Source organism: Mesorhizobium sp. M0152, from assembly GCF_040322415.1.
Taxonomy (GTDB): domain Bacteria; phylum Pseudomonadota; class Alphaproteobacteria; order Rhizobiales; family Rhizobiaceae; genus Mesorhizobium.
On record NZ_JAMYTH010000040.1, the window covers coordinates 11993 to 25389 of the forward strand.

15 protein-coding genes are annotated in these 13397 nt (G+C 65.1%); 4 read left to right on the top strand and 11 right to left on the bottom strand.

The genetic code is table 11. The annotated features are described in order from the left end of the window. Positions 1 to 21: 21 nt before the first annotated feature. Positions 22 to 912 (bottom strand): DMT family transporter, encoded by an 891-nt coding sequence (locus tag NKJ26_RS27765; RefSeq protein ID WP_352698525.1) that lies wholly within the window; start codon positions 910 to 912, stop codon positions 22 to 24. Between the two features lie 96 nt (positions 913 to 1008). Here NKJ26_RS27765 and NKJ26_RS27770 point away from each other — a divergent pair, with 96 nt between their 5' ends. After that, the gene (locus tag NKJ26_RS27770; protein ID WP_352607271.1) at positions 1009 to 1494 is read left to right on the top strand and encodes a MarR family winged helix-turn-helix transcriptional regulator; all 486 of its coding nucleotides are present in this window, start codon (positions 1009 to 1011) and stop codon (positions 1492 to 1494) included. 4 nt (positions 1495 to 1498) lie between these two features. On the opposite strand, the gene NKJ26_RS27775 is transcribed toward NKJ26_RS27770, so the two are convergent. The 4 genes from NKJ26_RS27775 to NKJ26_RS27790 are packed head-to-tail and all read right to left on the bottom strand — an operon-like array spanning position 1499 to position 3897. Next, a complete protein-coding gene (locus NKJ26_RS27775) occupies positions 1499 to 1924 on the bottom strand; it encodes a DUF1178 family protein (protein ID WP_352698527.1) in 426 nt (141 codons plus the stop codon). Next, on the bottom strand, positions 1921 to 2787 hold the full coding sequence (locus tag NKJ26_RS27780; protein ID WP_352698529.1) for a carbon-nitrogen hydrolase family protein: 867 nt from the start codon (positions 2785 to 2787) through the stop codon (positions 1921 to 1923). Before NKJ26_RS27780 ends, NKJ26_RS27775 begins: the two co-directional genes overlap by 4 nt. Positions 2788 to 2800: 13 nt before the next feature. After that, a complete protein-coding gene (grxC, locus tag NKJ26_RS27785) occupies positions 2801 to 3070 on the bottom strand; it encodes a glutaredoxin 3 (protein WP_352698531.1) in 270 nt (89 codons plus the stop codon). Between the two features lie 26 nt (positions 3071 to 3096). Continuing rightward, positions 3097 to 3897, bottom strand: coding sequence for a ComF family protein (locus tag NKJ26_RS27790; protein ID WP_352698533.1), 801 nt, complete (start codon positions 3895 to 3897; stop codon positions 3097 to 3099). Between the two features lie 65 nt (positions 3898 to 3962). On the opposite strand from NKJ26_RS27790, the gene NKJ26_RS27795 reads away from it, so the two are divergent. Beyond that, the gene (locus tag NKJ26_RS27795) at positions 3963 to 4835 is read left to right on the top strand and encodes a methyltransferase domain-containing protein (protein WP_352698535.1); all 873 of its coding nucleotides are present in this window, start codon (positions 3963 to 3965) and stop codon (positions 4833 to 4835) included. A 25-nt stretch (positions 4836 to 4860) separates the two neighbouring features. Here the strand turns inward: NKJ26_RS27795 and NKJ26_RS27800 are convergent, their stop codons facing one another. The 5 genes from NKJ26_RS27800 to argJ form a co-directional block, all read right to left on the bottom strand. Continuing rightward, positions 4861 to 5040 (bottom strand): Flp family type IVb pilin, encoded by a 180-nt coding sequence (locus tag NKJ26_RS27800; RefSeq protein ID WP_352607261.1) that lies wholly within the window; start codon positions 5038 to 5040, stop codon positions 4861 to 4863. Positions 5041 to 5147: 107 nt separating this feature from the next. After that, positions 5148 to 5465, bottom strand: coding sequence for a hypothetical protein (locus NKJ26_RS27805; protein ID WP_352607259.1), 318 nt, complete (start codon positions 5463 to 5465; stop codon positions 5148 to 5150). Positions 5466 to 5631: 166 nt separating this feature from the next. Next, a complete protein-coding gene (locus NKJ26_RS27810) occupies positions 5632 to 6054 on the bottom strand; it encodes a (deoxy)nucleoside triphosphate pyrophosphohydrolase (RefSeq protein WP_352607257.1) in 423 nt (140 codons plus the stop codon). A gap of 8 nt (positions 6055 to 6062) precedes the next feature. Further along, positions 6063 to 6815 (bottom strand): GNAT family N-acetyltransferase, encoded by a 753-nt coding sequence (locus NKJ26_RS27815; protein ID WP_352698537.1) that lies wholly within the window; start codon positions 6813 to 6815, stop codon positions 6063 to 6065. Positions 6816 to 6844: 29 nt separating this feature from the next. Then, complete coding sequence (argJ, locus tag NKJ26_RS27820) at positions 6845 to 8086, bottom strand: bifunctional glutamate N-acetyltransferase/amino-acid acetyltransferase ArgJ (RefSeq protein ID WP_352698539.1); 1242 nt, start codon at positions 8084 to 8086, stop codon at positions 6845 to 6847. 359 nt (positions 8087 to 8445) lie between these two features. Between argJ and NKJ26_RS27825 the strand changes: the two genes are divergently transcribed. Further along, a complete protein-coding gene (locus NKJ26_RS27825; RefSeq protein ID WP_352698541.1) occupies positions 8446 to 9075 on the top strand; it encodes a TetR/AcrR family transcriptional regulator in 630 nt (209 codons plus the stop codon). Between the two features lie 298 nt (positions 9076 to 9373). On the opposite strand, the gene NKJ26_RS27830 is transcribed toward NKJ26_RS27825, so the two are convergent. Beyond that, on the bottom strand, positions 9374 to 10294 hold the full coding sequence (locus tag NKJ26_RS27830; protein WP_352698543.1) for a peptidylprolyl isomerase: 921 nt from the start codon (positions 10292 to 10294) through the stop codon (positions 9374 to 9376). Positions 10295 to 10557: 263 nt separating this feature from the next. Between NKJ26_RS27830 and secA the strand changes: the two genes are divergently transcribed. Next, positions 10558 to 13290 carry a preprotein translocase subunit SecA gene (secA, locus tag NKJ26_RS27835; RefSeq protein WP_352698544.1) on the top strand — a complete coding sequence of 911 codons (2733 nt, stop codon included), beginning with the start codon at positions 10558 to 10560 and terminating at the stop codon, positions 13288 to 13290. Positions 13291 to 13397: the final 107 nt, after the last annotated feature.

Here is a 13397-nt window from a genome sequence, read left to right on the forward strand (position 1 = left end):
GCGTATGCCTCTCTGAATGTATTAGGCTTTCTGGCTTTGCGCCCTGGTGGTGATGAACACGCCGGCGGTAATGATGACCGCGCCTGCCCAGGTCAGCAATTGATAGTGCTCGCCAAGGAAGATCGTGCCGGCAAACAGCCCGACGGCGGCCGCCACATAACCGATCTGGCTGAGATAGACCGGCCCGCCGACCGCCTGCAGCCGGAAGAAGAAGGCGAACATCGCCGACGCCGACGCGACCTGCGCGACGACCACCAGCGGCACGGCGCCAAGCGGGGCGAAAGCCTTGACGCCGAACAGCGCGAGAATGCCGGCGAGCAACAGCGTGGCCGACGCCAGATGGCTGCCGGCGGCAAGCTCGATCGGCCCAGTCGCTTTCGGCCAGTCGACCGTTCGGTAGATGTTGCCGGCGGCAAGACTGACGGGAATGAGCAATCCCATGACCACCCAGAAGAAATCGGCCGGCTGGCCGGCCTCGCCGCGCGTCAGCGCCACCATGACGGCGCCGATGAAGCCGACGGCGATGCCGGCTATTCCCAGCATGTTGGGCCGCCGGACACGCAGCAGAATCGAGAACACCAGCGTTATCACGGGCGACAGCGTGAACATGATGCCGGTATAGCCGGCCCCAAGATGCGGTATGGCGGAGAACATCAGAAGATTGGGCAGGGCATAGGATACCGCCGCGGTGACGAAGAAATAGCGCAATTTGTGCGCACTGAGCCGGATGCTCTGGCCGCGCAGCAGCAATGCGCATAGCAGCACGCCGCCGGCACCGAACGAAATGACGAAGGCCCAGACCATGGCCGGCACGCCTGCCGCGGTGGCGAGCTTGCCGAAGGGCAGCGTCAGGCCGAGCAGGCCGCCGGTAACGACCAGCAGGCCGAGCGCCGAATCCCAGAGAAGTTTCATGATCGTGCCCTATCGTACGCGGCCCTTGGCCAGCATTGCATCTTGAGGTAAGATAACGCAAAGATGCTTAACGTCAAGATATATAGCGGTAAGACAATGGACAGGGCAGCGCGGGCGATCGAACAATGGAAACGGGAACGGCCGGATCTGGATGTCTCGCCGATGGCCGTGCTTGGGCGATTGAACGAGGCGGCGTCGCTTATCGCCCGTGAACGCCTCGCGCCGCTGTTTGCGCGCTTTGGATTGCAGTCGGGGGAATTCGACGTGCTGGCGACGCTGCGCCGCTCAGGTTCGCCCTACGCGCTGACACCGACCGCGCTCTATGAAGCGACGATGGTGACGTCCGGCGCCATGACCAACCGGCTCGACCGGCTCGAAGCGTCCGGACTGATCCTGCGGGCGCCGCACCCCAACGACCGGCGCGGCCTCGTCGTGCGGCTGACCGAGAAGGGGCTCGCGCTAATTGATGAGGCTGTCAGTGCCCATGTCGCCAACGAGCACAAGATACTTGCGGGCCTAACCAATGCCGAGCAGCAGACGCTCGCCCGCCTGCTTGAGAAACTGATCGGCAGTGTGAGTTGATCGCTCAGTTGCGGTCGTCGGGAAATACCGGGATCGGCATGAATTCCACGCCGTCATCGGCCAGGCTCTTGGCCTCATCCAGCGTCGCCTCGCCATAGATGCCGCGCGGGTCGGTTTCGCCGAAATGGATCTTGCGCGCTTCCTCGGCAAACTTGTCGCCGACATAGTCGGCATTCTCGCGCACTTTCGCGGCCATTGCCTTCAGCTGCGCCAGAGCCTGCTTCTGCGCCTCGCCCATGGCGAGCGCTATCGTTTCCTGCTTGCGTGCCGTCGACACCGCCGGCGCCATCAAGGCTTTCTGCACCTTGTGCGAGCCGCAGGTCGGGCAATCGACGAAGCCGCGCTTTTTCTGCGTGTCGAAATCTTCGTTGCTGCGAAACCAGCCTTCGAATTCGTGCTCGTGCTCGCAGACTAGGGAAAAGCGGATCAAGAGGCGGCACCCCTGAGACGCGGCGTCTCGCCCGAACCGGCATTGACGGCGAAATCCCGCGCATTTTTGAGGTTGGGGATCTTCTTGCGGGCCGCGACCGACTGCGCCGGGTCGATCTCGGCGACGATCACCGCCGGTTCGTCATGCGCGGCTTCGGCGATGATGCGGCCCCACGGGTCGACGATCAGCGAATGGCCATAGGTCTCGCGGCCGTCCTCGTGCAGGCCGCCTTGCGCGGCGGCCACGACATAGGCGCCGTTCTCGATGGCGCGCGCCCTGAGCAGTACGTGCCAGTGCGCCTCGCCCGTCTGGCGGGTGAAGGCGGCGGGTACGGAAAGCAGGTCGGCGCCGGCCAGCGCCTCGGCGCGGAACAATTGCGGGAAACGCAGGTCATAGCAGACCGCAAAACCCAGTTTCGCGCCGCCGATGTCGGCGACGACAGCCTCGGTGCCGGGTTCGTAAGCGGCGGATTCGCGCCAGCTCTCGCCATTGTCGAGATCGACGTCGAACATATGGATCTTGTCGTAGGTCGCGAGCGTGGCGCCGTCCGGCCCGAACAGCAGCGCGCGGTTGGCGAGCTTGCCGTCGGCGCGCAGGATGGCGGTCGAGCCGATATGCAGGAACACGCCGAGTTCGCGCGCCAGCCCGTGCGCGGTCGAAACGATGATGTCCTTGTCCTGCGACGTGAAGGATGCGGCGCGCGCTTGCCTGTCGCGGATCAGCGCCCCGGTCATCTCCGGCGTCTGGATGTAGGTGGCGCCCTGGCTCGCGGCTTCACGCACCAGCCGTTCGAGATCGGCCGCATTGCGCTCGGGGCTCTCGCCCGAACGCATCTGGATCGCAGCGGCCCTGAAAACACCCATCGTCATATTCCCCTCAAATCGTCGCGCCGTTGGCGAGCAGTTTGTCCAGCCGGCCTTCTGCCTCCAGTTCGTGGAGGTCGTCGCAGCCGCCGACATGTGTGTCGCCGATGAAAATCTGCGGAAAAGTCGCGCGTCCGTGAGCGCGCGAAATCATCTCCTGGCGCAGTTCCGGCGAGAAGGAGGCGTCGTGCTCCGTATAGGCGACACCCTTGCGCTCCAAAAGCCGCTTGGCTGCCGTGCAGTATCCGCACATCATGCGGGTGTAGATGGTGACATCGGCCATGACGGATTCCGCTGTTCGTTGCCGACTTATATAGGGGCGGACTCGTCGGCCCGAAAGTCCCCCGGCAGCACACGCGCAAAGGTCAGCACGTCGACCGCGGCCGCGCCTCCTCTTTTCAGCGCCTTGGTGGCGGCGCGCACGGTGGCGCCGGTGGTGTAGACATCGTCGATCAACAGCACCCTGCGGCCGGCAATCTCGATCTCCGTCTCGACCGGCACCCGAAAGGCCGCCCGTACATTCTCCTCACGCTCCTGTCGCTCCAGACCGACCTGCTGACGGGTGAGCTTTACGCGCCGCATGGCCGAGGGCGCGAAAGGCAGGCCGCTGAGCTCGCAAACCGCCCGCGCCAGTTCCGCCGACTGGTTGAACCGCCGCCGCAAGAAACGCCGCCAGTGCAGCGGCACCGGCACCACTACGTCCGCCTCGGCGATGAGATCGGCTCCCGCGCGCACCATCCAGCGCGCCATCCATGGCCCGAGATCCGTGCGGTCCTGGTATTTCAGCCCTTGCACCATCTGGCGGGCGACGCCGGAATAGGCGACGGCTGCCCGCGCGCGCTCGAAGGGCGGCGGATCGGCTATGGCTTCCGCCGACAGGAACCCTTCGCCCATATGGTGGGTGAACGGCGTGCCCATGACCGGGCACCAGGGCCGTTCCAGCAGCCGCAGCTTCGGCCAGCAGGCGCCGCACAGCACGCCGGGCTGCGAGACATGCCGCCGGCAACCCGCACAGACCGGTGGAAACAGGATACGCGCCGGCCAGCCGAGGGCCGACCGGGCCAGGCTCCTGATCTCGACGGACTTGATCTTGGGCATCGGATCGGCCACGTGGTTGGTGCTCCGCGCCGGGTATACCAACTATATCGGGGTGCGGACAAACAAGGATTTTCCAGTTGCAGCCCATAATGGATACTTCTCTCTGGCTGGCGCACAAGCGGCGCGCGCTCGCCCATCCGGTCGACGGCGCCGATTTCCTCATGAACCGCGTCGCCGAGGACCTTGCCGACCGATTGGGTGCCGTCGAGCGCAAGTTCGGCAAGGCAGCGGTGCTGTTCTGCCAGACGCCTGCGGCAGCCGAAATGCTCGCCGGGAGCGGCAAGGTGACGGATATTGTCCGCGTCGAAACGCACGCGGCTTTCCTGAACGGCGCCGCCGGCCTGGTCGCCCCGCTGGAAACAGTACCCTTCGAGCCGCAAAGCCTCGATCTTGCGGTGTCGCTTCTGTCGCTGCAGGCGATGAACGACATACCCGGCATGCTGATCCAGATCCGCCGCGCATTGCGGCCGGACGGGCTCTTCCTTGGCGCGTTTGCAGGTGCCGGCACGCTCGGGGAATTGCGCGAAAGCCTGCTTGCCGCCGAAACCGAGCTCCATGGCGGCGCCAGTCCGCGCGTCGTTCCTTTTACCGACGTGCGCGACGCCGGCGCGCTTCTGCAACGCGCCGGCCTCGCGCTGCCGGTCGCCGACGTCGAGACGGTCACCGTGCGCTATGCCGATCTGTTCGCGCTGATGGCGGATCTGCGTGCCATGGGCGAAACCAGCGCGCTCGCCGACCGCAGCCGTCGGCCGGGCTCGCGCAGGCTGTTTGCCCGCGCGGCGGAAATCTACGCCGAACGGTTTTCCGATCCGGACGGCCGCGTCAGGGCAAGTTTCTCGATCGTCTGGATGTCCGGCTGGGCGCCCGACGCTTCGCAGCAAAAGCCACTGAAGCCGGGTTCGGCCAAGGTCTCGCTGAAGACAATACTGGAGGTTCCCGACGGACAATGATCGGGGTCAGGCGCAGCCTGCCAGGTCAGGGCGCGAAGGCGTTCGCAAGCCTGCTGCCGTTGTCGCTGAACAGCCAGGTGATCGCGTTGAAGACCTGACCGATGCCGGCAACGATCGCCAGCGACAATACAGTGACGATCAGGCCATATTCGACGGCCGTGGCGCCGGTCTCGTCCTTCAGAAATCGCAGTAGCACTGCTTTCATGACCTCAATCCCTCTGGCCCCGACCTTACCGCCAATCTGTTAAGAAAGGTTAACGGCAAAGGCTTAACAGGCGATGAAACCGTCGCCTTTCCGCAATCTGTTAACCCTCAGCAGTCGCCGCTGCGCCTGCCGTCCGACCGGATGATGCAAACCGAATCGGGTTGCGCCTGCAGCACGCTGCGGCGCACCGTATAGGTGCCGCGATGGCTGATCGAACCGGTGGCCGTCATGTCGAGACCGCCGGAAAAAACGTCGCGAGCCGACTGCGAACGCGTCTGACTGTCGAGGAAAGGCGTCGCGATCAGCGCCAGCGCCACCGCGGCGGACCCGAACAGCAGCGTGACGCGCAATATGCCCATGCCCGCATCGGCGGCGCGAAAGCTGCGGTCGGGCCGGATCGAATCCCAATCCCTGTCCAGGCTCATTTTTGTGGCTCCCCAGCGAATGCGCGGTGTGGCCGCGATGCCACAATTTTTCACGGCAAGATAAATCTTCGATTAACACTGGCTTGTGCGGCAACGGTCCGGACCGAGAAGTCGCGCTGGCGCCCGAAACGAAAACCGGCCTGTGTCCTACAGAGACCGCTGTGTCCTACAGAAGATCGATGAGGAACGGGATCAACGGCGCGTCGGCCGGCGGCATCGGATAGTCGCGCATCTGCTTCGGCCGCACCCATTTCAGCGCCTGGCCTTCCCTGGGCTGGGCGATGCCGCGGAAGCGGCGGCAGATGAACAGCGGCATCAGAAGATGGAAGTCGTCATAGGAATGGCTGGCGAAGGTGAGCGGCGCCAGGCACGGAATTTCGGTCTCGATGCCGATCTCCTCGTGCAGTTCACGGATGAGGCACTGCTCCGGCGTCTCACCGGGCTCGACCTTGCCGCCGGGAAACTCCCACAGGCCGGCCAGTTGCTTGCCCTCGGGCCGCTGCGCCAGCAGCACCCGGCCGTCGGCGTCGACCAGCGCGCAGGCGGCGACCAGGAGCAGGCGCTTGCCGGCGATCGTCACATCATTCATGCCCGATTTCACCCATGAACAGGCGGCCGCCTGTAGTGGTAGCGATAGACTTCGTCGAAGCCGAGCGAATGGTAGAGCGCCAGCGCCGGCACATTGCCGGCCTCGACCTGCAGCCACGCTTCCCGCGCCCCGCGCAGCCGCGCCCATTTCAGCGCCGACAGGATCAGGTTGCGGCCATGGCCCTTGTTGCGCGCCGACTTGTCGGTGGCGACCTCGAACAGGCCGGCGAGATCGCCGTCATGCACGCAGATCAGCGTCGCCAGCGGCTCTGCTCCGTCCTCGAGCGCGAACAGCCCGGCCTCGGGCTGGATGGCGCCGATGATCTCCGACAGGCCGGGCCGCAGCGCAACGTCCGAGCCGCTGACCTTGAGCGACGCGCCGATGAAGCGGCTGATGTCCTTGAGCGGGATCTGGTCCATGGCGCCGTCGAGTTGCGCATCCGCCAGCGGCAACCGCATGACCAGGGATTCGTCAAATCGGCTCCAGCCCTCCTTGTCGAGATGGCTGGCCAGGTCGGGACCGGACAGCGGCGACATGCGGAACGTCAGCGGCCGGCCATAGGCATCGAAACGGCGGCTGGCGCGACCGATGCGGTCGGCCATGTGCTGGGTGTCGCCGGGATCGAGCGGATTGACCGAATTCAGACGTTTGGCCGGATGGCCGGCGGTCAGCCGCACCACCCAGGTGCCGTCATAGTGGACGGCCGCCGCCGGCCAGGCGCGAAAGCCTGCCGCCTCGTAGCGGCGCACGGTCGCGAGCATGCTCGCCGGATGGCGCGAGACCAACTCGATCAGCTCCGGTAATCGCCGTTGATGGCGACATATTCCTTGGTGAGGTCGCAGGTCCACACCGTTGCCTTGCCGCGGCCGATGCCGACATCGGCGCGGATGCGGATATCGTCGCGCTTCATGTAGGCCGAGGTCTTTTCTTCCGAATAGCCGGGGTCGCGCTCGCCCTCATGCGCCAGCCTGTTGTCGCCGAACCAGATCGACAGGCGGTCGCGGTCGGCGGGCTCGCCGGCCTTGCCGACAGCCATGACGACGCGGCCCCAATTGGCGTCCTCGCCGGCGACCGCCGTCTTGACCAGCGGCGAATTGGCGATCGACAGCGCGATGCGCTTGGCCGAGCGGGCCGATTTCGCGCCGGTGACGTTGACCTCGACCTGCTTGCGGGCGCCCTCGCCGTCGCGCACCACTTGCAAAGCCAGCGACTTCAGCACCTTGCCGAGCGCCCGGCGGAACGCGCCGAGACGGGCGTCCTTGGGATCGGTGATCTCAGGCGCGCCGCGTTTTGCGGCTTTGCCGGTGGCGAAGAGCAGCAATGTGTCGCTGGTCGAGGTATCGCTGTCGACGGTGACCGCGTTGAAGGTCTTGGCCGTGCCGCGCGACAGCAGATCCTGCAGCACCGGGGCCGCGATCGGCGCGTCGGTGGCGATGAAGGACAGCATCGTCGCCATGTCGGGCGCGATCATGCCGGCGCCCTTGGCGATGCCGTTGATGGTGACGTCGGCGTCGCCGAGCTTCACCGTCTGCGTCGCCACTTTCGGATAGGTGTCCGTGGTCATGATGGCCTTTGCCGCCTCGGTCCACAGGTCCGGCTTGCCGCCGCTGACCAGCCCGGCGAGCAGATGGCTGAATTTTTGGGCGTCGAGTGGCTCGCCGATGACGCCGGTCGAGGCCAGGAAGACCTCGCCTGGGGTGCAGCCGGCCGCCTTGGCCGCCGCCTCGCCGGTCAGCGCGGTTGACTCCCGTCCCTTCCTGCCGGTGAAGGCATTGGCATTGCCGGAATTGACGACCAGCACCCGCGCCTTGCCGGCGCCAAGGTTCTGCCGGCAGAAATCGACGGGCGCCGAGGGACATTTCGACTTGGTGAACACGCCGGCGACCGCGGTGCCCGCGTCGAAGACCATGGCCAGCAGGTCGGTGCGGTTCTTGTATTTAATTCCCGCTTCGGCGGTGGCGATGCGCACCCCGTCTATGGCCGGCATCTTCGGATATTTCTTCGGCGCAAGCGGGGAAATCGACGTGGACATGGGGCCTCGGGCGGGAAAATCGCAAGGGAAGGCCGGTTTGCCCGATACGACGCGCCGGCGCAAGGGCGTTTTCGTCGCCTGACGACAGCCAGTCCGACCCGGCCGGCAGCTTCCATGATAGGAATTTTTTCTTGACAGGGTGAGTGCAGCTATGGTAGATATTTATCTATGGTGCAGATTTGCGCCAATGACCCGCCAAACGGCGGGTTTTCGTTTTGATGTTTCCCACCAACGCGCCGGCGGACGCCCCGGAGGAATCCGTTAGAACGGATTCCTCCCAGCAGCTCGAAACGGGCCGTTTCGTTTGACTGTCGGGTCACGTATATTCCGGCGAAATCGTTGGCGAAGGGACCACAACCATGGCCGGAGAAGCGGACACGCCGCGCAAATCGATCGGTGCGCGGCGCAATCCCGACAGCGCCGGCGCCATTCTCGATGCCGCCGAGGCCGTGCTGGTCGAGGCTGGCTATGCCGGCTTTTCGATCGAGGCCGTGGCGCGCCGCGCGCGCGCCGGCAAACCGACGATCTATCGCTGGTGGCCCAGCAAGGCCGCGCTGCTGCTCGAAGTCTACCAGCGCCAGAAACGCGTCGAAACTCCCGATACCGGAAGCCTGGAAGAGGATCTGGTCGGCTTCCTGATGAACCTGTTCTCGCATTGGCGCGAGACATCGTCGGGCAGCGTGTTCAAATCGCTGATCGCCGAGGCGCAATCCGATGAAACCGCGGCCGCGGCCCTTGCCGGCTATGCCGGTGGACGCCGCGTCCACACCGGCCAGATCATCGACCGCGCCAAGGCGCGGGGCGAGGTCGCGGCCGATGTCGACGCCGCACTGGTCGCCGACCTCGTGGCCTCCTATGCCTGGAGGCATCTGCTGATCAACCGGCTCGACGAGCCCGAAGCGACGATCCGCCAGGTGGTGCGCTATGTGACCCGGGGCATAGCCGCGCCCGGCAGGAGTGACAGGACGAAGCACGGCGCCCTGTCATGATCAGGCGATTGCCAAGGCAGCCAATCGTCGAATTTCGGCGCCGCCCCTCATCTGCCTGCCGGCATCTTCTCCCCGTATAGTGACGGGGAGAAGGGGCAAATTTCGGCCTTGGCGCCGTTCTTCAACGCTGGCGATTGGCGAAACCATCGATGACGGCTGTCCTTCTCCCCGTCACTATACGGGGAGAAGTGCCCGGTCCACCCTCCGCAGCTGCTGCGGAGGACGGGCAGGGCGATGAGGGGCGGCGCCGACGCCCGACGGGCAAACTCGGGACGGATGCCCTACCTGCCGCAGAGCCTTACTTGGCGCTCTCCAGCGTATCGATGGTCTTTTTCAGGTTGGCGTCGGGGATCTCGACCTTGGCCCCGGCGCGCAGCGACTTGACCAGCGCAAAATACTTGTCGCGGATGACCGCCTGCTTGGCCTGGTCCTTGACGTCGTCGAAGGCCGGCGGCTGCTTGGTGCGCTTGTCCTCGAGCTTGATGACATGCCAGCCGAACTGCGACTGCACCGGTTGCTCGGTGTACTTGCCGACCTCGAGCGCCAAGGCCGCCTTGTCGAATTCCGGCACCATCTGGCCAGGTCCGAACCAGCCGAGATCGCCGCCATTGGACTTGCCTGAGGGATCGCTGGTGTGCTCGTTGGCGAGCTTCTGGAAGTCGGCGCCGCCGTCGAGCTGCTTGATGATCGCCTCGGCCTCTTCCTTCGTCTTCACAAGGATGTGACGGGCATGCACCTCGTTGGTGGGCGGCGTGTTGGCGATCTCCTGATCGTAGCGGGCGCGGACCTCGGCATCGGTGACCTTGTCGACGACGCCCTTCTCGACCATCTCGCCATGCAGCGCGCGCTGCTGCAGGAAGGCCATGCGGCGCTGGAAGTCGGGATCCTTGTCGAGGCCGGTGGCAACCGCCTGGGCGGCCATGACGCGGATCTCGATGGCCGCCGAAAGGGCCGCGGCGCGGCGCTGTTCGGGCGGCAACTGCGCGAACTGCTGCGACAGCTCGCCCTCGGCGAGCACCAGGTCGGCCTCCGTCAGCGGCTGGCCGTTGACCGTGGCGACCACGGTGTTGGGATCGACCGGAGCCGCCGCGGGTGCGGGTGCGGCACCTGCCGGGGCGGGAGCGGCTTCCTGTGCCATCAACGGCGACAGGCAAAGAGCCGACAGCCCGAATGCCAGGCCAAGGCTGGCGAACGACGCGCGGCGGAACAACAAGGACATAAACATGACTCCGGTGAGGGATTACAAAGAGCGGGCGGCTTCCAGATCGGCCAGATTGTGGCGGAATTTGGCGCGACCGGCAGGGCCAGCGCGGCGTTGACATCAGTTGAGCCCCCTCTTATCTGTCCAACGACTTTGCGTCCAGAACCGTTTTCCGGGCGCTTTTTGTGTTTGCCCGTGTTCAGGCGGTGCGTTCACGTGGATTTGATGGGGCCGGCCGGCGCCCGTCTCAAGTTTGAGAATTCTATCGAAAGGACCATCGGATGGTCAGTCTCGGCGGTCTCGCCCGTAAGGTTTTCGGTTCCTCCAACGATCGCCGGGTCAAATCGACCCGGCCACGCGTCGAGGCGATCAATGCCATGGAAAACGAGATGCGGGCGCTCTCCGACGCCGATCTCGCCGGCCGCACGGAAAAATTCCGCCAGGATATCGCCAACGGCGCCAGCCTTGAGGATCTTTTGATACCCGCCTTCGCCACGGCCCGCGAGGCGGCACGCCGCGTGCTCGGCATGCGCCCCTTCGACGTCCAGCTGATCGGCGGCATGGTGCTGCACAATGGCGGCATCGCCGAAATGCGCACCGGCGAGGGCAAGACCCTGGTCGCGACGCTGCCGGTCTATCTCAACGCGCTTGCCGGCAACGGCGTCCACGTCGTCACCGTCAACGATTATCTCGCCACGCGCGACTCCGAATGGATGGGGCGCGTCTACAAGTTCCTCGGCCTCTCGGTCGGGGTCATCGTCCATGGCCTGTCCGACGAAGAGCGCCGCATCGCCTACGCCTCCGACGTCACCTATGCCACCAACAACGAACTCGGCTTCGACTATCTGCGCGACAACATGAAGTATGAGCGCGCCCAGATGGTGCAGCGCGGTCATAACTACGCGATCGTCGACGAAGTCGATTCGATCCTGGTCGACGAGGCGCGCACGCCGCTCATCATTTCCGGTCCGCTCGAGGACCGTTCGGAAATGTACAACACCATCGATACTTTCATCATCCAGCTGCAGCCGCAGGATTATGAGATCGACGAGAAGCAGAAGACCTCGATCTTCACCGAGGAAGGCACCGAGAAGCTGGAGAACATGCTGCGCGATGCCGACCTGCTGAAGGGCGAGTCGCTCTACGACATCGAGAACGTCGCCATCGTCCACCACGTCAACAACGCGCTCAAGGCGCACCAGCTGTTCCAGCGCGACAAGGACTATATCGTGCGCAATGGCGAGATCGTCATCATCGACGAATTCACCGGCCGCATGATGCCGGGCCGCCGCTATTCGGAAGGCCTCCACCAGGCGCTGGAAGCCAAGGAGCATGTGGCCATCCAGCCGGAGAACCAGACGCTCGCCTCGGTCACCTTCCAGAACTATTTCCGCCTCTACAAGAAGCTTTCGGGCATGACCGGCACGGCGCTGACCGAGGCCGAGGAGTTCGGCAACATCTACGGGCTCGAAGTCACCGAGATCCCGACCAACCTGCCCGTCATCCGCAAGGACGAGGACGACGAGGTCTACCGGACGGTCGAGGAAAAATACAAGGCGATCGTCAAGGAGATCCGCGAAGCCAGCGCCAAGGGCCAGCCGACGCTGGTCGGCACCACCTCGATCGAGAAGTCGGAGCAGCTGGCCGAGCGCCTGCGCAAGGAAGGCTTCACGGATTTCGAGGTGCTGAACGCACGCCACCACGAGCGCGAGGCGGCGATCGTCGCCCAGGCCGGCAAGCCCGGCGCCATCACCATCGCCACCAACATGGCCGGCCGCGGCACCGACATCAAGCTCGGCGGCAATGCCGAGATGCGCATCGCCGAGGAACTGGGCGACATGCCCGAGGGCCCCGAGCGCGAGGCGCGGGAAAAGGAAATCAACGCCGATGTCGAGCGGCTGAAGGAAAAGGCGCTGGCCGCCGGCGGCCTCTACGTGCTCGCCACCGAACGCCATGAATCGCGCCGCATCGACAACCAGCTTCGTGGCCGCTCAGGCCGCCAGGGCGATCCCGGCCGCTCGAAGTTCTTCCTGTCCTTGCAGGATGACCTGATGCGCATCTTCGGCTCCGAGCGCATGGACGGCATGCTCCAGAAGCTCGGCCTCAAGGAAGACGAGGCGATCATCCATCCCTGGATCAACAAGGCGCTGGAAAAGGCGCAGAAGAAGGTCGAGGCGCGCAACTTCGACATCCGCAAGAACCTGCTGAAGTATGACGACGTCTCCAACGACCAGCGCAAGGTGGTGTTCGAGCAGCGCATCGAGCTGATGGACGGCGAGGGTCTGTCCGAAACCATCGCCGAGATGCGCGAGGGCGTCATCGACGAGATCGTCGCCAAGGCCATCCCCGAAAACGCCTATGCCGAGCAGTGGAATGTCGCCGGGCTGAAGGCCGAGGTCGCCGAGTTCCTCAATCTCGACCTGCCGATCGAGGACTGGGTCAAGGAAGAAGGCATCGCCGAGGACGACATCCGCGAGCGCATTGCGCAGGCCGCCGAGGCCGCCGCCAAGGAGCGCGCCGAGCGTTTCGGGCCCGAGGTGATGACCTATGTCGAGCGCTCGGTGGTTTTGCAGACGCTCGACCATCTGTGGCGCGAGCACATCGTCAATCTCGACCATCTGCGCTCGGTCGTGGGCTTCCGCGGCTACGCCCAGCGCGATCCGCTGCAGGAATACAAGAGCGAGGCGTTCGAGCTGTTCCAGGCGATGCTCGGCAATCTGCGCCAGGCCGTCACCGCGCAGCTGATGCGCGTCGAGCTGGTCCGCCAGGCCGCCGAAGCACCGCCGCCGGAAGCCCCCGACATGTTCGGCACGCATATCGACGGCACTACCGGCGAGAACGATTTCGAAGGTGGCGAGACGGCCCTTCTGGTCCGCCCGGAAACAGCCGCCATCGTCGCTCCCGAGGACCGCGACCCGAGCAACCCGGCAAGCTGGGGCAAGGTCGGCCGCAACGAACCCTGCCCCTGCGGCTCCGGCAAGAAATACAAGCACTGCCACGGCGCCTTCGCGTAACGGGCGCCCTCTTCCCTTCTCCCCGTTCCACGGGGAGAAGGTGGCCCGAAGGGCCGGATGAGGGGCAGCGCCGGCTTCAAAGATTAGCCAATCTCCCCACTTGAGGG